The 17,447-nt window shown below is 63.5% G+C and carries 16 protein-coding genes; 3 read left to right on the top strand and 13 right to left on the bottom strand.

Translation table 11 applies throughout. From position 1 onward, the window contains the following. Nucleotides 1-24: 24 nt before the first annotated feature. Nucleotides 25-2,670: a DNA mismatch repair protein MutS gene (gene mutS / locus ACZ7GB_RS10290; RefSeq protein WP_472158577.1), complete on the bottom strand. Its 2,646-nt coding sequence runs from the start codon at nt 2,668-2,670 to the stop codon at nt 25-27. A 119-nt stretch (nt 2,671-2,789) separates the two neighbouring features. Between mutS and ACZ7GB_RS10285 the strand changes: the two genes are divergently transcribed. Further along, nucleotides 2,790-5,057: an NADP-dependent malic enzyme gene (locus tag ACZ7GB_RS10285; RefSeq protein WP_078602424.1), complete on the top strand. Its 2,268-nt coding sequence runs from the start codon at nt 2,790-2,792 to the stop codon at nt 5,055-5,057. A 39-nt stretch (nt 5,058-5,096) separates the two neighbouring features. On the opposite strand, the gene phoB is transcribed toward ACZ7GB_RS10285, so the two are convergent. From phoB to tsaD, 11 genes are all read right to left on the bottom strand, one after another. Further along, nucleotides 5,097-5,789, bottom strand: a complete 693-nt coding sequence (gene phoB, locus ACZ7GB_RS10280; RefSeq protein ID WP_078522678.1) for a phosphate regulon transcriptional regulator PhoB — start codon at nt 5,787-5,789, stop codon at nt 5,097-5,099. Nucleotides 5,790-5,803: 14 nt separating this feature from the next. Continuing rightward, nucleotides 5,804-6,493, bottom strand: coding sequence for a phosphate signaling complex protein PhoU (gene phoU, locus ACZ7GB_RS10275; RefSeq protein WP_152844554.1), 690 nt, complete (start codon nt 6,491-6,493; stop codon nt 5,804-5,806). Between the two features lie 14 nt (nt 6,494-6,507). Further along, on the bottom strand, nt 6,508-7,305 hold the full coding sequence (gene pstB / locus ACZ7GB_RS10270; RefSeq protein ID WP_078522679.1) for a phosphate ABC transporter ATP-binding protein PstB: 798 nt from the start codon (nt 7,303-7,305) through the stop codon (nt 6,508-6,510). A gap of 15 nt (nt 7,306-7,320) precedes the next feature. After that, nucleotides 7,321-8,673, bottom strand: a complete 1,353-nt coding sequence (gene pstA / locus ACZ7GB_RS10265) for a phosphate ABC transporter permease PstA (RefSeq protein WP_472158575.1) — start codon at nt 8,671-8,673, stop codon at nt 7,321-7,323. Beyond that, the gene (gene pstC, locus ACZ7GB_RS10260) at nt 8,670-10,151 is read right to left on the bottom strand and encodes a phosphate ABC transporter permease subunit PstC (protein WP_472158574.1); all 1,482 of its coding nucleotides are present in this window, start codon (nt 10,149-10,151) and stop codon (nt 8,670-8,672) included. Before pstC ends, pstA begins: the two co-directional genes overlap by 4 nt. A gap of 81 nt (nt 10,152-10,232) precedes the next feature. Further along, the gene (locus tag ACZ7GB_RS10255) at nt 10,233-11,273 is read right to left on the bottom strand and encodes a PstS family phosphate ABC transporter substrate-binding protein (protein ID WP_083079467.1); all 1,041 of its coding nucleotides are present in this window, start codon (nt 11,271-11,273) and stop codon (nt 10,233-10,235) included. A 131-nt stretch (nt 11,274-11,404) separates the two neighbouring features. Further along, nucleotides 11,405-12,088, bottom strand: coding sequence for a sirohydrochlorin chelatase (locus tag ACZ7GB_RS10250; protein ID WP_472158572.1), 684 nt, complete (start codon nt 12,086-12,088; stop codon nt 11,405-11,407). Nucleotides 12,089-12,337: 249 nt separating this feature from the next. Beyond that, nucleotides 12,338-12,760, bottom strand: coding sequence for an EVE domain-containing protein (locus ACZ7GB_RS10245; protein WP_078522684.1), 423 nt, complete (start codon nt 12,758-12,760; stop codon nt 12,338-12,340). Then, nucleotides 12,760-13,029, bottom strand: coding sequence for a YciI family protein (locus ACZ7GB_RS10240; RefSeq protein WP_274962623.1), 270 nt, complete (start codon nt 13,027-13,029; stop codon nt 12,760-12,762). The genes ACZ7GB_RS10245 and ACZ7GB_RS10240 overlap by 1 nt, the downstream gene beginning before the upstream one ends. 1 nt (nt 13,030) lies before the next feature. Next, a complete protein-coding gene (locus ACZ7GB_RS10235; RefSeq protein ID WP_472158571.1) occupies nt 13,031-13,987 on the bottom strand; it encodes an NAD(P)H-dependent glycerol-3-phosphate dehydrogenase in 957 nt (318 codons plus the stop codon). Then, nucleotides 13,984-15,078 (bottom strand): tRNA (adenosine(37)-N6)-threonylcarbamoyltransferase complex transferase subunit TsaD, encoded by a 1,095-nt coding sequence (gene tsaD, locus ACZ7GB_RS10230; protein WP_472158569.1) that lies wholly within the window; start codon nt 15,076-15,078, stop codon nt 13,984-13,986. The genes ACZ7GB_RS10235 and tsaD overlap by 4 nt, the downstream gene beginning before the upstream one ends. A gap of 73 nt (nt 15,079-15,151) precedes the next feature. Between tsaD and ACZ7GB_RS10225 the strand changes: the two genes are divergently transcribed. Continuing rightward, entirely contained in the window at nt 15,152-15,877 is a 726-nt protein-coding gene (locus ACZ7GB_RS10225; protein WP_078541479.1) for a uroporphyrinogen-III synthase, read from the top strand. A gap of 61 nt (nt 15,878-15,938) precedes the next feature. Here ACZ7GB_RS10225 and ACZ7GB_RS10220 read toward each other — a convergent pair whose 3' ends face one another. Continuing rightward, nucleotides 15,939-16,487, bottom strand: coding sequence for a hypothetical protein (locus tag ACZ7GB_RS10220; protein ID WP_472158568.1), 549 nt, complete (start codon nt 16,485-16,487; stop codon nt 15,939-15,941). Nucleotides 16,488-16,500: 13 nt separating this feature from the next. On the opposite strand from ACZ7GB_RS10220, the gene ACZ7GB_RS10215 reads away from it, so the two are divergent. Continuing rightward, complete coding sequence (locus ACZ7GB_RS10215) at nt 16,501-17,445, top strand: COG4223 family protein (RefSeq protein ID WP_472158566.1); 945 nt, start codon at nt 16,501-16,503, stop codon at nt 17,443-17,445. The last annotated feature ends 2 nt before the right edge of the window (nt 17,446-17,447 follow it).

Below are 17,447 nucleotides of genomic sequence, written 5' to 3'. Positions count from 1 at the left end.
GGGATATTTCTTCCAAAACGAAGATCACTCCGTGAGAAGCGCGCGAAGCTCGTAGAGGGCGTCGAGCGCGTCTTTCGGTGTCATGTCGTCTGGAATGAGGGCTTTCAGCCGCTCTTCCAATTCTGACGGACCGGCGGGCGCGGCGGCCGGTTGCGGTGTGTTAGACACTGAAAACAGCGGCAGATCGTCGATCACTGCCTGCTTCTTGCCACCGCCTTCGCGTTCGCCTTTCTCCAACGCATCGAGCACGATCCGGGCGCGTTCCACGACGGAATGCGGAAGCCCGGCGAGGCGTGCGACCTGAACCCCGTAGGAGCGGTCGGCGGCGCCTTTGCGAACCTCGTGCAGGAAGATCACCTCGCCTTCCCATTCCTTTACTGCGACGGTCGCATTCTCGACGCCGTCGAGCTTGGCCGAAAGCGCGGTCATCTCGTGGTAATGGGTCGCGAAGAGCGCTCGGCAACGGTTGGACGCGTGCAGATGTTCCATGACCGCCCAGGCGATCGAGAGCCCGTCATAGGTCGCGGTGCCGCGGCCGATCTCGTCGAGGATGACCAGAGCGCGGTCGTCGGCCTGATTGAGGATCGCGGCGGTTTCGACCATCTCGACCATGAAGGTCGACCGGCCCCGTGCCAGATCGTCCGCCGCACCGACACGGCTGAAGAGCTGGGACACAAGGCCGATATGGGCGGATTTCGCCGGAACGAAGCTGCCCGCCTGAGCGAGAAGCGCGATCAGGGCGTTTTGACGCAGGAAGGTCGATTTACCGGCCATGTTCGGACCGGTGAGCAGCCAGATCGCGGGCGTCGCGCCCTCGGTGAGTTCGCAGTCATTCGCGATGAAGGGCTCGCCGGATTTCTTTAGCGAGGCTTCGACGACCGGATGCCGCCCGCCTTCGATCTCGAACGCATGGCTGTCGTCGACGGTGGGCTCCGCCCAGTCTTCGTTGCGCGCAAGCGTCGCGAAAGCGCTGGCGAGGTCGATTTCGGCAAGCGCGCGCGAGGCCTCGTTGATCGGGCCCGCGCGGTCGAGAATTGCCTGTCTTAAGCTGGAATAGAGCCTTTTTTCGATCTCAAGCGCATGATTTCCGGCGTTCAGAATCCGGGTTTCGATCTCGCTCAGTTCGACGGTCGTGAAACGCACCTGGTTCGCGGTGGTCTGACGGTGGATGAAGCGTTCCGACAGCGGCGGGGCGAGCATCTTCTCGGCATGGGTGGCCGTGGTTTCGATGAAGTAGCCCAGCACGTTGTTGTGCTTGATCTTCAGCGAATTGATGCCCGTGGCCTCGATGTATTCCGCCTGCATTTTCGCGATCACGCCGCGGCCCTCGTCGCGCAGCTGGCGCGTCTGGTCGAGATCTTCGTCATAGCCTGCCGCGATGAAGCCGCCATCGCGCGCGAGAAGCGGCGGCTCCGCGATGAGCGCCGCATCCAGAAGGGCGGTGAGGTCGTCATGGCCCGTGAGGGCTTTCGCAGCCTCGGCGAGAAGCGGTGGGGCCTCGACGGCGGACACCGCTTCGGCGATCCGCTCGGCCTGCTCCAGCCCGTTGCGGATCGCGGCCATGTCGCGCGGGCCGCCGCGGTCGAGGGCGAGGCGCGACAGTGCGCGATCCATATCGGGGCAGCGCTTCAGATCGGCACGGATATCTTCGGCAAATCGACCCTGTTCCAGCAGAAAACGGACAGAATCGTGCCGCGCGTGGATCTCGGTCAGGTTCCGGGACGGGGCGGAGATCCGGCGCTCCAGAAGCCGCGCGCCACCTGCCGTCACCGTGCGGTCGATGGCGTTGAGGAGCGAGCCCTCGCGTCCGCCCGACAGAGCTTGCGTCAATTCCAGATTACGCCGCGTGGCGGCGTCGATCTGCATCGCCGCGCCGCTGTCTTCGTGCACGGGGCGGCGCAGCAGGGGCAGTTTGCCTTTCTGCGTGATCTCGAGGTAATCGACGATCGCGCCCATCGCGGCCATCTCGGCGCGGGTGAAATTGCCGAACGCATCGAGCGAGCCGATGGAATAGAGCGACAGAAGTCGCGTCTCGGCGGCCTGACTGTCGAAGCTCGCACGCGACAAGGGCGTCATCGCGGCCCGCATATCAGAGACTATTTCGGCGCAATCGGCCTCTTTGGCCTCGCTTACCAGCACTTCACGTGGCGCAAGCCGGGCAAGCTCGGGGCCCAGCCGCGAAAGCGGGCAGGGCGTCACGCGAAACTCGCCGGTCGAGATATCGACCCAGGCAATCGCGGCCTCGTCGCGCACTTCCGCCCAGGCGGCTAGGAAATTGTGGCGGCGTGCCTCCAGCAGGCTTTCCTCGGTCAGCGTGCCGGGCGTGACCAGTCGCACCACATCGCGTTTCACGACGGATTTCGAGCCGCGCTTCTTCGCCTCGGCCGGGTCTTCCATCTGCTCGGCAATCGCCACGCGGAAGCCTTTGCGGATCAGCGTCAGCAGGTAGCCCTCGGCCGCGTGCACAGGAACGCCGCACATCGCGATGTCCTCGCCCATGTGCTGACCGCGCTTGGTCAGCGCGATATCGAGCGCGGATGCGGCATCGACCGCGTCCTGAAAGAACATCTCGTAGAAATCACCCATCCGATAGAACAGGAGCGCGCCCGGATTGGCCTCCTTGATCCCCAGATACTGTTCCATCATCGGTGTGACGGTCGGCTTGGCCATGTGCCCCCCATTTGCTGGTCGCGCGACCCTACAAAACCCCGGATTCGGGCGCAATTCCGTTGAGTGACGGATCACGGGACGTTAAACGGGTTCGGACCTGCAGGAGGAGCACCGGCCCAATGCCCAGCAAGAACCGTATCACGCCCGAGGAGGCCTTGGCCTATCACCTCGACCCGCATCCGGGGAAATACGACATCACGGCGTCGAAGCCGATGACGTCGCAGCGCGATCTGTCGCTGGCCTACAGCCCCGGCGTCGCGGTTCCGGTGGAGGCGATCGCCGAGAACCCCGAACTGGCCTACGATTACACCGTGAAGGGGAACATGGTCGCCGTGATCTCGAACGGCTCGGCCATTTTGGGGCTCGGCAATCTCGGGGCGCTGGCCTCGAAGCCGGTGATGGAGGGCAAGGCGGTTCTCTTCAAGCGGTTTGCCGATGTGAATGCGATCGATATCGAGCTCGATACCGAGGATGCCGACGAGATCATCAATGCGGTGAAACTGATGGGGCCGACCTTCGGGGGGATCAACCTCGAGGACATCAAGGCGCCGGAATGTTTCATCATCGAGCAGCGGCTCAAGGAGCTGATGGACATCCCGGTGTTCCACGACGATCAGCACGGCACGGCGGTGATCTGTGCGGCGGGGTTGATCAACGCGCTGGAGCTGTCGGGCAAGAAGATCGAAGACTGCAAGATCGTGCTGAACGGCGCGGGTGCTGCGGGCATCGCCTGTCTGGAGCTTGTGAAGGCGATGGGTGCGAAGCACGACAATTGCATCATGTGCGACACCAAGGGCGTGATCTATCAGGGCCGCACCGAAGGCATGAACCAGTGGAAATCGGCCCATGCGGCGGTGACCGAGGCGCGTTCGCTCGAAGAGGCGATGGAAGGCGCGGATGTGTTCCTTGGCGTCTCGGCCAAGGGCGCGGTGACGCCCGAGATGGTGCAGTCGATGGCCGACAATCCGGTGATCTTCGCGATGGCGAACCCGGACCCGGAGATCACGCCGGAAGAGGCGCAATCGGTGCGTCCCGATGCGATCGTGGCGACGGGGCGGTCGGACTATCCGAACCAGGTGAACAACGTCCTCGGGTTTCCCTACCTGTTCCGCGGCGCGCTCGACATCCACGCCCGCGCGATCAATGACGAGATGAAGATCGCCTGCGCCAACGCGCTGGCGGAGCTTGCCCGCGAGGATGTGCCTGACGAGGTCGCGATGGCCTATGGGCGCAAGCTCAGCTTCGGGCGCGATTACATCATCCCGACGCCTTTCGATCCGCGGCTGATCCACGTGATCCCGCCGGCGGTCGCGAAAGCCGGGATGGATACCGGTGTCGCGCGGCGTCCGATCATCGACATGGAAGGCTACGCCCAAAGCCTGAAAGCCCGGATGGACCCGACCGCGTCGATCCTGCAGGGCATCCAGAGCCGTGCGCGTCAGGCGCAGGCGAAGATGATCTTTGCCGAGGGCGATGACGAGCGGGTGCTGCGCGCCGCCGTGGCCTATCAGCGCTCCGGCATGGGCGAGGCGCTTGTCGTCGGCCGCGAGCAGGATGTGAAGGAAAAGCTGGAAACGGCCGGCTTGGGCGATGCCTATCGCGAGCTGCGCGTGGTGAATGCGGCCAACTCCAAGCATACCGAGACCTACAAGGACTTCCTGTATAAGCGCCTGCAACGGCAGGGTGTGGACCGCGAGGATGCGCATAAGCTGGCGACGCGCGACCGGCATGTCTTCGCGGCGCTGATGCTGGTGCATGGGCATGGCGACGCGATGGTCACGGGCGCGACCCGGAAATCGGCGCATGTGCTGGAACTGATCAACAAGGTGATCGACGCGAAGCCCTCGGATGGTGCTGTCGGGATCACCGCCCTGCTAAACAAGGGTCGCGTGGTGCTGATCGGCGATACGCTGGTGCATGAATGGCCCGACGAGAACGATCTGGCCGATATCGCGACGGCGGGCGCGCATGTCGCCCGCGGTCTGGGCCTCGAGCCGCGCGTGGCCTTCTGTTCCTTCTCGACCTTCGGCTATCCGGTTTCGGAACGCGCCACGAAGATGCATGTCGCGCCGAAAGTGCTCGACGCGCGCGGGGCGGATTTCGAATATGATGGCGAGATGACCGTCGATGTGGCGCTCAACATGGATCAGATGAAGAACTACCCGTTCTGCCGTCTGACCGGCCCCGCCAACATTCTCGTCGTGCCGGCACGCCATTCGGCCTCGATTTCTGTGAAACTGATGCAGGAGATGGCGGGCGCGACCGTGATCGGCCCGATCCTGACCGGGACGAGCCACGCGGTGCAGCTGTGCTCGACCACGTCGACGGTGAACGACATCCTCAACATGGCGGCGCTTGCCTCGTGCAAGCTGTGCCTGAAGGACTGAATTGAAAAGGCGCGCGGTGATCCGCGCGCCTGTTTCGCTTTATCCCAGCGCGTAGCCCGTGCCGCGCACCGTGCGCACCGGATCATCCCCGCCATTCGCCATCAGTGCCTTGCGCAGCCGCCCGACATGGACGTCGATGGTGCGGGTGTCGACATAGATGTCGCGGCCCCAGACCCGGTCGAGCAGTTGATCGCGGGTCCAGACGCGGCCCGGTTTTTCCATCATCGTCGAGAGCAGCCGGAACTCGGTCGGCCCGAGTTTCAGCGGTTGGCCGTTGCGGAAAACGCGGTGCTCCTCGGCATCGAGGATGATGTCCTCGAAGCTCAGCCGTTCGCCCATCGTCGCGGGCCGCGTGCGGCGCAGCTGGGTGCGGACGCGCGCCATCAGCTCGACGACCGAATAGGGTTTCACGACGTAGTCATCCGCGCCGGTCTCGAGGCCCCGCACCCGGTCCACCTCTTCGGAGCGTGCCGAGAGCATGATGACAGGAATGTTGCGGGTCTCGGAATTCGCCTTCACGCGGCGACAAATCTCGATGCCGGAGACATTGGGCAGCATCCAGTCCAGCACGATCAGATCGGGCTTCTCTTCCTTCAGGAACAAGAGGCCCTCGTCTCCGTTCTCCGCCATCACGACGCGAAACCCTTCGGCTTCGAGGTTGTAGCTGAGAACTTCGCGCTGGGCGTTTTCGTCTTCAACCACAAGGACACAGGGTTGTTGGGCTGGCGACATTTCTCAGGTCTCCGTCACATTACGCTCGAGCTTTTCGGGCGCGCGTCTTCCGGCATTTCGCCGGTCACGAGGTAGATCACCTGCTCGGCGATGGTGGTCGCATGGTCGCCCATCCGCTCGATGTTCTTGGCGATGAAATGCAGGTGCATGCAGGGCGTGATGTTGCGCGGATCTTCCATCATGTAGGTCAGGAACTCGCGGAACAGCGCGTTATACATCTGGTCCACTTCGAGATCGCGCTCGCGCACATCGGCGGCCAGTTTCGGGTCGCGCTGGATATAGGCGTCGAGCGCGTCTTTCAGCATCGCCTCCGTCGTGCCCGCCATGCGGCGGATCGCAGTTGCGGTGCCGCTGATCTGCGGCCCGTCGGACAGGACCTGCGTGCGCTTGGCGATGTTTTTGGCGTAATCGCCGACGCGCTCGAGGCTCGCCGAGATCTTGATGACCGAGAGCGCCATGCGCAGGTCGCGCGCGGCGGGGGCCCGCAGGGCGATCAGGCGCGCGGCTTCTTCGTTGATCTTCTCTTCCAGCTCGTCGACGGCACGGTCACGGGCCCGGATCTGCTCGGCCAATTCGAGATCGCGCACTTCGAGGGCGCGGGCGCTTTCGAGGATCTGCTCCTCGACGAGGCCGCCCATTTTGACGACCAACGCCTGCACCGCCTCAAGGTCGCGGTCGAAGGCGGAAAGAATGTGCTCGCTCATGATTATTTGCCTCCTCAGCCGATCCGGCCGGTAATGTAGCTTTCCGTCCGGCTGTCGGACGGGTTGGTGAAAATCTTGTCCGTGTCGTCGTATTCGACGAGGTTCCCGAGGTGGAAGAACGCGGTCTTCTGACTGACGCGTGCGGCCTGCTGCATCGAGTGCGTCACGATCACCACCGAGAAATTCGCCCGAAGCTCGTCGATCAGTTCCTCGACCTGCGCGGTCGCGATCGGGTCGAGCGCCGAGCAGGGCTCGTCCATCAGCAGCACTTCCGGCGAGGTCGCCACGGCGCGCGCGATGCACAGGCGCTGCTGCTGACCGCCCGAAAGTCCGGTGCCGGGCGCGTGCAGGCGATCTTTCACCTCGTTCCACAGCGCGGCCTTGCGCAGCGAGTCCTCGACCACCTGATCCAGCTCGGCCTTGTTCTTCGTCAGGCCGTGGATTTTCGGGCCGTAGGCCACGTTGTCGTAGATCGACTTCGGGAAGGGGTTCGGTTTCTGGAACACCATGCCGACCTTGGCGCGCAGCTGCACCGGATCGACGCGCTTGTCGTAGATGTCTTCGCCGTCGAGTTTGATGTCGCCCTCGACGCGGCAGATATCGATCGTGTCGTTCATCCGGTTCAGGCAGCGCAGGAAGGTCGACTTCCCGCAGCCCGACGGGCCGATGAACGCGGTGACGGTCTTGTCGAGAATATCGACATCGACGTCTTTGATCGCGTGGGTGTCGCCGTAATGGACCTGCACGTTGCGTGCGGTGATCTTGATGTCGTCAGTGGTCACGGCTCTCTCCGTCAGGCTCATGTCTTCCATTTGTCTCGCGCTCCCTTACCAGCGACGCTCGAATTTGCGGCGCAGGATGATGGCGATGATGTTCATGCCCAGAAGGAAGATCAGCAGAATGATGATACCTCCCCAGGCGCGTTCGTAAAATGCCGGGTCGGCGCGCTTGGCCCATTCGTAGATCTGCGCGGGCATGGCCGAGTTGGGCGAGACGAAGCCGTCGAGGAACCCGTCCGGCGAGTTGGTCGCGATATAGCCCACCATCCCGATCAGCAGGAGCGGTGCGGTTTCGCCCAGAGCCTGCGCCAGACCGATGATCGTGCCGGTCAGGATGCCGGGCATCGCCAGCGGCAGAACGTGGTGGAACACCGATTGCATTTTTGAGGCGCCCACACCGAGGGCTGCGTCGCGGATCGAGGGCGGCACGGCTTTCAGCGCGGCGCGGGTCGAGATGATGATCGTCGGCAGGGTCATCAGCGTCAGTACGAGGCCACCGACCAGCGGGGCCGATTGCGGCAAATGCGCGAATTGGATGAAGACCGCGAGGCCGAGGATACCGAAGACGATCGACGGCACCGCAGCGAGGTTCGAGATGTTCACTTCGATCAGGTCGGTGATACGGTTCTTCGGGGCGAACTCTTCGAGATAAATCGAGGCAGCGACCCCGATCGGAAGGGCCAGAACCAGTACCACGAGCATCATGTAGAACGAACCGAGCATCGAGATCCCGATCCCGGCCTGCTCGGCACGGCTGTCGGAGGCGTCGGCGCCGAAGATGAAGGCCCAGTTGAAACCTTTGTGGATGATGCCCGCGTCGCGAAGCTGATCGACGAGGTCGAGCTGCGCCACGGTGATGTTCTTGTCCTTGGCGATCTCGTCGCGATGCACGCGGCCCTTGAGGTAGCTGTCCACCCGCGACGAGGCGAGGATCTTGAAATCCACCGTCGTGCCGATCAGCGACGGGTCGGCGAGGACCGCGTCGCGCACCTGGCTCGCAGCCGAGGCCGAGATCAGGTTCTTCATGTCCTTCGCCTTGGCGAGATCGGTCGTCGCGCCGGATTTCTCCACCGCGTCGAGCAGAGCTTTCTCGATCAGCGGCTTGTAGGTGAAGGTCGTCGCCTTCTTCAGATCCTCCGGATCGCGGTTGCCCTTCTTGTCAAGCTTCGCGGCGTCCAGATAGACCGGCACCTCGACAAAGGTCTGCTGAAACGCGGTCGCGCCGTTGGAGACGATCGTCACCAGCAGGATCACGAGGAACGCGAGACCGATCCCGATCGCGCCGATCCCCAGCGCCTTGAAGCGCTTCTCGGAGGCGTTGCGGCGCTTCGTGCGGGCATCGACATGATGCAGCGAACGCGTCGCGGGCTGGCTTGCGCCGTGTTGGGTCGCATCACTCATTCGTATTGCTCCCGGTATTTGCGCACGATGTAGAGTGCGAAGATGTTGAGCCCGAGCGTCAGGACGAACAGCGTCATGCCGAGCGCGAAGGCGACCAGCGCTTCGGGGGAGGCGAAATCGGCGTCACCGGTCAGCTGCGAGACGATCTTGGCGGTGACGGTGGTCATCGCGTCGAACGGGTTCATGCTGAGCCGCGCGGCGGCGCCTGCCCCCAGAACCACGATCATCGTCTCGCCAATCGCGCGCGAGGTTGCGAGAAGCACGGCGCCGACGATGCCGGGCAGGGCTGCGGGCAGGATCACCTGCTTGATCGTTTCGGATTTCGTCGCGCCGAGGCCGTAGGAGCCGTCGCGCAAGCTTTGCGGCACCGCGTTGATGATGTCGTCGGACAGCGAGGAGACGAAGGGGATCAGCATGATGCCCATCACCAGACCCGCGGTCATCACCGCCGTGCCCGCATGCATCCAGCCGCCATCGGCCATCGCAGCGGTCGGGCCATTCGCGCCGAAGATCGACAGCAGGAACGGGCCCACGGTCAGCAGGGCGAAAAGGCCGTAGACGATGGTCGGGATCCCGGCGAGCACTTCGAGCAGCGGTTTCACGATGCCCCGCACCGATTTGGTCGCGTATTCCGACAGGTAGACGGCGGCGAACAGCCCGATCGGCACCGCGACCAGAAGCGCCACGAGCGAGATGTAGAGCGTGCCCCAGAGAAGCGGCAGAATGCCCAGCTCCGATCCGCCCCCGAAGCTCGGCGACCAGGTCGTGCCGAGGAAGAAATCGGAGATCGGATAGAGACGGAAGAACTCGATCGTGTTGAAGACCAGCGACAGAACGATACCGATCGTCGTCAGGATCGCGATTGAGGCGGCGGCGATCAGCAGAACGCGCACTCCCTTTTCGACCGTGTTACGGGCGCGGAAATCCTTGTTCGTGCGCAGGTAGGCGAAGGCAAAGCCCGCGATGGCTGTCAGCAGGACCAGTATCGTCATCGCCAGATCGCCCACCGAGGTCATGTCGCGATAGGTCTCCGCCGCGTTCAGCGTCGCCGGATCGACACTGGAGCCGAGCGCGACCCCGACCGAGCCGAGAATTTCGCGCAGGTCCGTGGTCTGAAGATCGATATTCGCGGCTTGCCGTGCGCTCAGCGCGCCTTGGGCAATTGCGGTGTCGAGACCGTCGGCAACACGCCGGACATCGGACATCACGAGGCTCATGTTCGAGCCGTCCAGCAGCGCATCGGGGATCTCGGCCGAGACCCGGGTATTCACGATCAGCGGCTGCGCCACCATCCAGACCAGCAGCAGGAGAAGAGCCGGCACGGCGGTGAACATCGCGACGTTGAAGCCGTAGTAATTCGGCAGGCTGTGCAGAGACCGTCGGTCTTCGCCTGCCGAATGCAGCGCACGCATACGGCCCATCACGAAGCCGACGACTGCCAGCACGACCACGATCACAACGATCCACAAAACAGGCATTTCAGCCCCACCAGTTGAAAATAACCAAAAAGGAAAAAGGGGGCAGCGAAATAAGCCGCCCCCTGAAGATAGCGGTCTCGATTACGAGCCCGAACCCATGGTCACTTCGTTCGCCACGGCGTCCTGGGTCTTGGCCAGTTCCGGGTCAGCAACGAGGCCGTACTGAGCGAGCGGGCCGTCGGGGCCAGCGATCTCGTCGGAGACGAAGAACTCAGCGTATTCTTTCAGGCCGGGGATCACGCCGATATGCGCTTTCTTGACGTAGAAGTAGAGCGGACGCGACACCGGGTACTCGCCCGAAGCGATGGTCTCGGTCGAGGGCTCGACGCCCGACATGGTCGCGACTTTCAGCTTGTCGGTGTTGTTCTCGTAGAACGCCAGACCAAAGACGCCGATGCCGTTCGGGTTCGAACCGATGCGGGCGAGGGTCTCGGTGTAGTCGCCGTCGATGTCGACAGCTTTGCCGTCGGTGCGGACTTCCATGCAGGCCTTGCCGGCTGCTTTTTCGTCCATGCCCGAAGCGATGAAGGCTTCTTTCGCGCCGGTCGCTTCACAGCCAGCTTCCAGAACCTTCTCTTCGAAGACTTCACGGGTGCCGTGCTTGGTGCCCGGGATGAAGGCGATGATGTCGGCATCCGGCAGGTCGGAGTTGAACTCGTTCCACTTGGCGTAGCCGTTGTCGACGATTTCGCCGTCCTTCAAGACCTTCGCGCCGAGCGCGTTGAAGATGTCCGAGGGGGTGAATGCGTTGAAGGCCGGGCCGTCTTTTTGCGACGCGAAGACGATGCCGTCATAGCCGATGCGGACTTCCATGATGTCGGTGACGCCATTGTCGGCGCAGGTCGCGACTTCTTTGTCCTTGATCTTGCGCGAAGCGTTCGCGACGTCGATCGTGTTTTCGCCAACGCCTTCGCAGAAGCGCTTCAGGCCAGCCGAGGAGCCACCGGATTCCACGACCGGGGTCGGGTAATCGAAGTTTTCGCCGAAAGCTTCGGCGACGATGGAGGCGTAGGGCAGCACGGTCGAGGAACCGGCGACCTGGATGTTGTCACGCGCGAAAGCGGCGGTGCCCGAAGCGGCAACGATCGCGATCGCGGAGGCGGCGAGGTTGAACGATTTCATAGATCACTCCCAGTGTTCTCAAATTTGGGCCGTCGAGTGGCCTCAGCGCGGTCCTAGGGGTCTTCGGTGACGCTTATGCAAACATTATGTAACAGCTATGTGACAATCTACGAGTCCGTGAAGGTTCGTGATCAGACACGCGAAACCGCCTGTGCAATCAGGACGGGAACCTCGCGATGGGCCCCGATTTCGGGCAAAAGGTGCCCCCGATAGCTAGCTGCTTGCAAGGCCTCGGGAATATCGCCTGTCACATGTCCCGCCCGCAGCGCGAAGAAGGGCAGACACACGCCATCCGGGTGCGCGCGGGCCACGTCTTCGAGGAAAGGCGGCTCTTCGATCAGGGCCACATGAATCTCCGGCATCGCGGGATTGCGGCCCAAGGTTTCGGCCATGTCGTAAACCGAATTGCGCGATTTTCGCGATATTTTCGACCCGTGCGCCACGAGAATCAGGGGCGAGTCGGCGGGGACATCTTCCGAGACGCGCGCCTGAAGGATCACTCTGGTCAAAAGATCGGGCAGCGCGGGATCGACACCGAACGGCTCCAGCTGGCGTGCCTGCGAGCCCGCCGCCGCCAGCCGCCGCGGAAGTTCGGTCTTGGTGAACCAGCCCTGCGCCATGAAATAGGGATAGATCACCGGATTATCGTGCCGCGCCAAGGCAGCCTCCAACGATCCCGGCTTTGCAAGGGTCGCGGCGTCTATCTTGCGGCCCGGCATCTCCTCCGAGACCTTATTGGCTAAGGAAATCAGAGCCTTCTCCTGAGTTTCAGGCTCGGACGGGGATCCATGGGCGACGAGAATGACCGGCTGCATACCCCTAGATTAGCGCAGCAGCGCCCTATGGCAATCACGCGTTTGCGGCGTGAGTTTTCGGTTAACACCCTGAATTTTATGAATATTGTCCGTAGATGCCATTTGCGCGACCGCATCTTTGCATATACGCATAAGGCAGAGGCCAGGATGGCCAGACCCGAGATTTAGTTTCACGTGTGGTGCGTAGGGGTGCACGTGGGTGAAGGAGGGTTCTGGCTGGGGTGCCGGAACCCTCCTGTTTTATCCGGTTCAGGTCGGGTCGGTCTCGCCCATCTCGCAGACGATCTTCCATTCCTCTTCGGTGACCGGCTGAACCGACAGCCGCATCGAGGTCACAAGCGACATCTCCGACAGGCGCGGCTCGCCTTTCACATCGGCCAGCGTGACCGGCTTGGTGAAGGGCCGCACCGCCTTGAGGTCCACGCAATCCCAGCGCGGATCGTCGGTGGTGGAATCCGGATGGCTCTCGGCCACGACCTCGCAGATCCCGACGACCTCCTTGCCGATATTCGAATGGTAGAACAGACCGCGATCGCCGATCTTCATCTCGCGCATGTTGTTACGCGCGAGATAGTTGCGGATGCCGTCCCATTCCTCGCCCGCATCGCCCTTGGCGACCAGATCGTCCCAGGAAAACTTGTTGGGTTCCGATTTGAACAGCCAGTACCGCATCAGCCGATCACCTTTTTCCACGCCTTGACCTGCACATCCTCGAACAGCCCCGCCTTGGCATAGGGATCGTTCGCGGCCCAATCCTGTGCCGCCTCAAGGCTGTCGACCTCCACGATCACGAGCGAGCCCACCATCTGGTCATTCTCGATAAACGGGCCCGCCATGAAGACAACGCCGGTCTCTTCGATATAGGCGAGGTGCTTCTCGCGGTTGTCCATCCGGGTTTGCAGAGCGCCGGGCTTGTCGCGGCAGATCACGGCAAAATACATCTCATTCCTCCTTCAAGGGGCGGGCGAGCAGAGCCTGCATCGCCTCATCCACGCTGATTGACTGTTCGGTAAGCGCAAGAACCATCGCGGCGACCGGAATTTCCAGCCCGCGCGCATGGGCCAGCTTGTTCAGGGCCTGCGCGGTCGCGGCCCCCTCGACGGTGATCGTAGGATCGAAGGCTTCGCCCGCGCCGATCGCGTGGCCCAGCCGGAAATTGCGCGATTGCGCCGAGGTGCAGGTCAGCACGAGGTCGCCGAAGCCCGACAGGCCCGAAAGCGTCTCGGGCCGGGCGCCGAGTTCCGTCGCGATCCGCAACATCTCGGCGAAACCGCGGGTCATCAGCGCGGCGCGCGCGGAATCGCCAAGCCCTGCGCCGATCACGGTGCCCGCGGCAATTGCGTAGACATTCTTCAGCGCGCCGCCGAGTTCCGCCCCGGTCGTGTCGGTCGTGCGATACAGCCGCAGCGTCGGCGTCGACAGCTCGGCCTGCAGCTCCTCGGAATGATCGGCGCAGGCCAGCGTAAGCGCAGTCGGCAGGCCGCGCGCAATATCTCCGGCAAAGCTCGGCCCGGTCAGCACAGCAGCCCGCACCCCCGGGACTTTCGCGCGGATCAGGGCCGTCGGCCCCTGGCCGGTGGAAAGATCGATCCCCTTGGAGCAGGAGACGAGGGTCTTGCCCGCAAGCGTTTCGGAATGGGTGTCGAGAAACCCGGCCATCTTCTGCATCGGCATCGCGAGAAGCAGCGTCTCGGCCTGCAGCGCATCTGCAATTTCCGCCGAAACAGTGACGTTTTCGGGCAGTTTCACACCCGGAAGGCGGCGCGCGTTTTCACCGCTCTCGCGCATGGCCTGCACATGTTCGGCATCGCGGGCCCAAAGAGTTACCGGCCCGTTTTGCGACAGCGTCACCGCCATGGCCGTGCCGAAAGCGCCCGCGCCCAAGACCGAAATACTCATGCCTTGGCCCCCTTCTTTCCCGATCCAAGAAGCGGCGCGGCGCTGCGATCCAGCGGCCAGCGGGGGCGGGCGGTCAGGTCCATCCCGTCTTGCGCGCCACTGCGGAATCTCTCGATCCCGGCCCATGCGATCATCGCCGCGTTATCGGTGCAAAGCTTCAAGGGCGGGGCTACGAATTCGGCGCCCATTTCACGTGAAACAGTCTCTAATCCAGCCCGAATAGCCTGATTTGCCGCGACACCGCCTGCGACCGCGAAGCCGGGGTTGGCGGGTGCAAGTTTGAGATATTCCGCCAAGGCGCGCCGTGATTTCTCGATCAGGACATCCGCGATCGCCTGCTGAAAACCGGCGCAAAGATCGGCGCGGATCTGGCGCGGCAGCCCGCCATGCCCTGCCACCACCTGATCGCGGGCGCGCAGCAGCGCGGTCTTCAACCCGGAGAAGGACATATCGCAACCCGGCCGATCCAGAAGGGGCCGCGGAAAGGCAAAAGCTTTGGGGTCGCCCTTGCGCGCCTCGGCCTCGACGGAGGGTCCGCCGGGTTGGGGCAGAGCCATCAGCTTCGCCGCCTTGTCGAAGGCCTCACCCGGCGCGTCGTCGATCGTGCCGCCGAGCCGCGAGAAATCCTCCGGCCCTTTCGCGATCAGAAACTGGCAATGCCCGCCGGAGACTAGCAGCATCAGATAGGGAAAAGCGAGCCCATCGGTCAGGCGCGGGGTCAGCGCATGGCCCGCCAAGTGGTTCACACCGACGAGCGGCAGACCCGCCCCGGCGGCGAGACCCTTGGCGCACATCACGCCCGACATCACCCCGCCGATCAGCCCCGGTCCCGCCGTCACCGCGATCCCGTCGAGCGCCTCGAGCCCAAGCCCGGCCTCTTCCAGCGCCTCTTCGACGCAGAGATCGAGCTTCTCGGCATGGGCGCGCGCGGCGATTTCGGGGACCACGCCGCCAAAGGCCGCATGCAGATCGGTCTGCCCGGCGACGACGCTCGAGAGGATCTCCGGCTGGCCATCCGTCAGGCGCACGATCGCCGCTGCCGTATCGTCGCAGCTCGATTCCAGCCCGAGAAAGGTCAGCGTATCGGTCATCGGGGCGCCTGTTGCGTGGGTTATCCAACGCAGGTAACACCGGGGAAGCGTTCGCACAATCCCGGGGCGGTGGATGGACAGCCAGCCTGAGAGACCGATTCTCCTCGTCACGCGACCCGCCGTCGCGACAGAAGGATTCGTCGAGGCATTTCGCAACAGGTTTGGGCATGATTGGCCCGTCATCGTCTCTCCGCTCACTGAGATCGAGTCTCTGGACACGCCGATCCCCGAGTTTCAGACCGCAATCTTCACCTCGCAAAATGCCGTGGCTGCGTTCCGACGATTGGCTCAGGGACAGGGCCGTCGCGCCTATTGCGTGGGGCAGCGCACGGCGCAGGCGGCGCGCGAGGCCGGGTTCGACGCCATAGCCGGGCCAGGCGATGCGGAGGCGTTGAGCGAAATAATCGCGCAACGTGAGCTCGGCGGAAAACTGCTGTTCGTGAGGGGAGAGCAGGTCGCCTTCGATCTCGAAAACCGGCTGACTTCCGCCGGAATAGAGACTGAATCCGCGATCATTTACCGCCAGGCCTCACGCCCGTTGAGCGATGAGGCGCAGGCGGTTCTGCGCGCATCGCGCCCTGTTTTAGTGCCGATTTTCTCGCCAAACGCGGCGGATCGCTTCCTAAATTCTATGCCCGATGCGCCTAAGCCGCCGCTCTTTGTCGCAGCCATGAGCGAGGCAGTGGCGTCTCGCCTCAAAAGCGCTAGCTTGTGCCATCTGGAAGTTGCCTCGCATCCCGATGCGCAAGGGATGCTCGATGCGCTTGCCGTCTTGCTGCAAAGGCAAAAGGCGGGTTGAGCAGTCGCGGACTGACTTCTAAGTTGATGTGAACGCGCAATTTGGTGCGGCAGTGGAGGGCTTAGACGATGGCGAAACGGACAACCGGGAAATCTTCCGATACGAGCAAGCCGGAAGACGCGAAATCGACGACCGAGTCCGAGACCAAATCCGACGCAACCTCTTCGCAAACCCCGAAGGATAGCAAGGCCGCCACGACTCCCGAGGCGACGGACAAGTCGAGCGCGGCCGCGTCCAGCAAGCCTGCTCCGGCATCGAAATCGAGCACGCCCGCGAAGTCGTCCCCCACGTCTACGCCTGCGACCAAAGCGGATACGTCCAAGAGCACGACCGGGACCGCCAAGCCGACCTCCACGCCGGCAATCAAGGCGGAGACGCCTGCGAAATCCGATGCGGCGCTGAAGTCCGATTCTGCGACTGCGAAGGCTGAGACGACCTCGACCCCGGCCACGACCAGTGCAAAACCGGAGGCCGAGCCGAAGAAGTCGACCGCAAGCGGCGCATCGGAAGATAAAGCGCAGGCCGAGAAGCCTGCGAGCGCCGCGACGACCAGCAGCGCCACGACCACTGACAGGACCCCGCCGAAAAGTGATACAGCAGCGTCGAGCACCTCGCCCCAGCCGGTGATCGAAAAGCGCGGCGGGTTCGGGTCCGCTTTCCTGGGCGGTGTGATTGCGGCTGTGATCGGCGCGGGCGTCGCGATTTGGGCGATCCCCAATCTGCCGCCGCAACTTTCCGGATGGCTGCCGACCGCACCGGCCCCAGTGGACGAGGCGGCCATTCAAGCCAAGCTCGATGACCAATCGAAGCAAATTGGCCAACTCTCCGAAGAGATTGCGACCCTGAAATCGTCGCAGCCGCCCGCGCCCGATCTGTCGGGCGTTCAAGGCGCACTCGATCAGGTTAACGCGGATATCCGGGCGAACAAATCCGCGCTGGAGGATCTGAAATCGCAGATCGCGTCGCTGCAGACCGACACTGGCGGCAGCGCGGCGCAAGCCGAGATCGAAGCGGCCGCGAAAGCCGCCGAAGCCCGGATCAAAGAAGCCGAAGCGCAGGCGCAGAGCCTGAAATCGCAAAGCGAGGCGGCCGCCAAGGCGGCGATGACGCAGGCTGCGGCGGCGCGCGTGAAAGCGGCGCTGGATGCGGGCACCTCGCTCGATGCACCGCTGGCCGATCTGCGCGACGCGGGTGTCGAAATCCCTGCGGCGCTCAGTGGTGACATTCCGAGCCTGCAGTCGCTGCAATCGAGTTTCCCGGATGCCGCGCGGGCAGCGCTTCAGGCAGCGCGCCGCACCGAGACGGGCGGCTCGATCGGCGATCGCGTCGGCGCCTTCCTTCTAGCTCAGACCGGGGCGCGCTCGGTCGCGCCGAAAGAGGGCGATAGCGCAGATGCGGTCCTGTCGCGTGCGCAGGCCGATGTCGACCGGGGGGCTTTGTCCGAGGCGCTCGACGAGATCGCGAAACTGTCCGACCCCGCGCAGGAGGCGATGTCCGACTGGGTGAACCAGGCGAAAGCACGGGTGGCTGCGATCGACGCGGCCAACCAGCTTGGCGCGACGCAATAAGG

The sequence above is a fragment of the Thioclava sp. PTB-PU3-1 genome, from assembly GCF_055666785.1.
Note: the sequence above shows the minus strand (reverse complement) of the source record. Positions and strands in the feature narration are given on the sequence as shown.

What these genes read in the sequence shown, in the direction of transcription:
- mutS (WP_472158577.1), bottom strand. Translation starts at nt 2,670, where the DNA reads ATGGCCAAGCCGACCGTCACACCGATGATGGAACAGTATCTGGGGATC.
- ACZ7GB_RS10285 (WP_078602424.1), top strand. Translation starts at nt 2,790, where the DNA reads ATGCCCAGCAAGAACCGTATCACGCCCGAGGAGGCCTTGGCCTATCAC.
- phoB (WP_078522678.1), bottom strand. Translation starts at nt 5,789, where the DNA reads ATGTCGCCAGCCCAACAACCCTGTGTCCTTGTGGTTGAAGACGAAAAC.
- phoU (WP_152844554.1), bottom strand. Translation starts at nt 6,493, where the DNA reads ATGAGCGAGCACATTCTTTCCGCCTTCGACCGCGACCTTGAGGCGGTG.
- pstB (WP_078522679.1), bottom strand. Translation starts at nt 7,305, where the DNA reads ATGGAAGACATGAGCCTGACGGAGAGAGCCGTGACCACTGACGACATC.
- pstA (WP_472158575.1), bottom strand. Translation starts at nt 8,673, where the DNA reads ATGAGTGATGCGACCCAACACGGCGCAAGCCAGCCCGCGACGCGTTCG.
- pstC (WP_472158574.1), bottom strand. Translation starts at nt 10,151, where the DNA reads ATGCCTGTTTTGTGGATCGTTGTGATCGTGGTCGTGCTGGCAGTCGTC.
- ACZ7GB_RS10255 (WP_083079467.1), bottom strand. Translation starts at nt 11,273, where the DNA reads ATGAAATCGTTCAACCTCGCCGCCTCCGCGATCGCGATCGTTGCCGCT.
- ACZ7GB_RS10250 (WP_472158572.1), bottom strand. Translation starts at nt 12,088, where the DNA reads ATGCAGCCGGTCATTCTCGTCGCCCATGGATCCCCGTCCGAGCCTGAA.
- ACZ7GB_RS10245 (WP_078522684.1), bottom strand. Translation starts at nt 12,760, where the DNA reads ATGCGGTACTGGCTGTTCAAATCGGAACCCAACAAGTTTTCCTGGGAC.
- ACZ7GB_RS10240 (WP_274962623.1), bottom strand. Translation starts at nt 13,029, where the DNA reads ATGTATTTTGCCGTGATCTGCCGCGACAAGCCCGGCGCTCTGCAAACC.
- ACZ7GB_RS10235 (WP_472158571.1), bottom strand. Translation starts at nt 13,987, where the DNA reads ATGAGTATTTCGGTCTTGGGCGCGGGCGCTTTCGGCACGGCCATGGCG.
- tsaD (WP_472158569.1), bottom strand. Translation starts at nt 15,078, where the DNA reads ATGACCGATACGCTGACCTTTCTCGGGCTGGAATCGAGCTGCGACGAT.
- ACZ7GB_RS10225 (WP_078541479.1), top strand. Translation starts at nt 15,152, where the DNA reads ATGGACAGCCAGCCTGAGAGACCGATTCTCCTCGTCACGCGACCCGCC.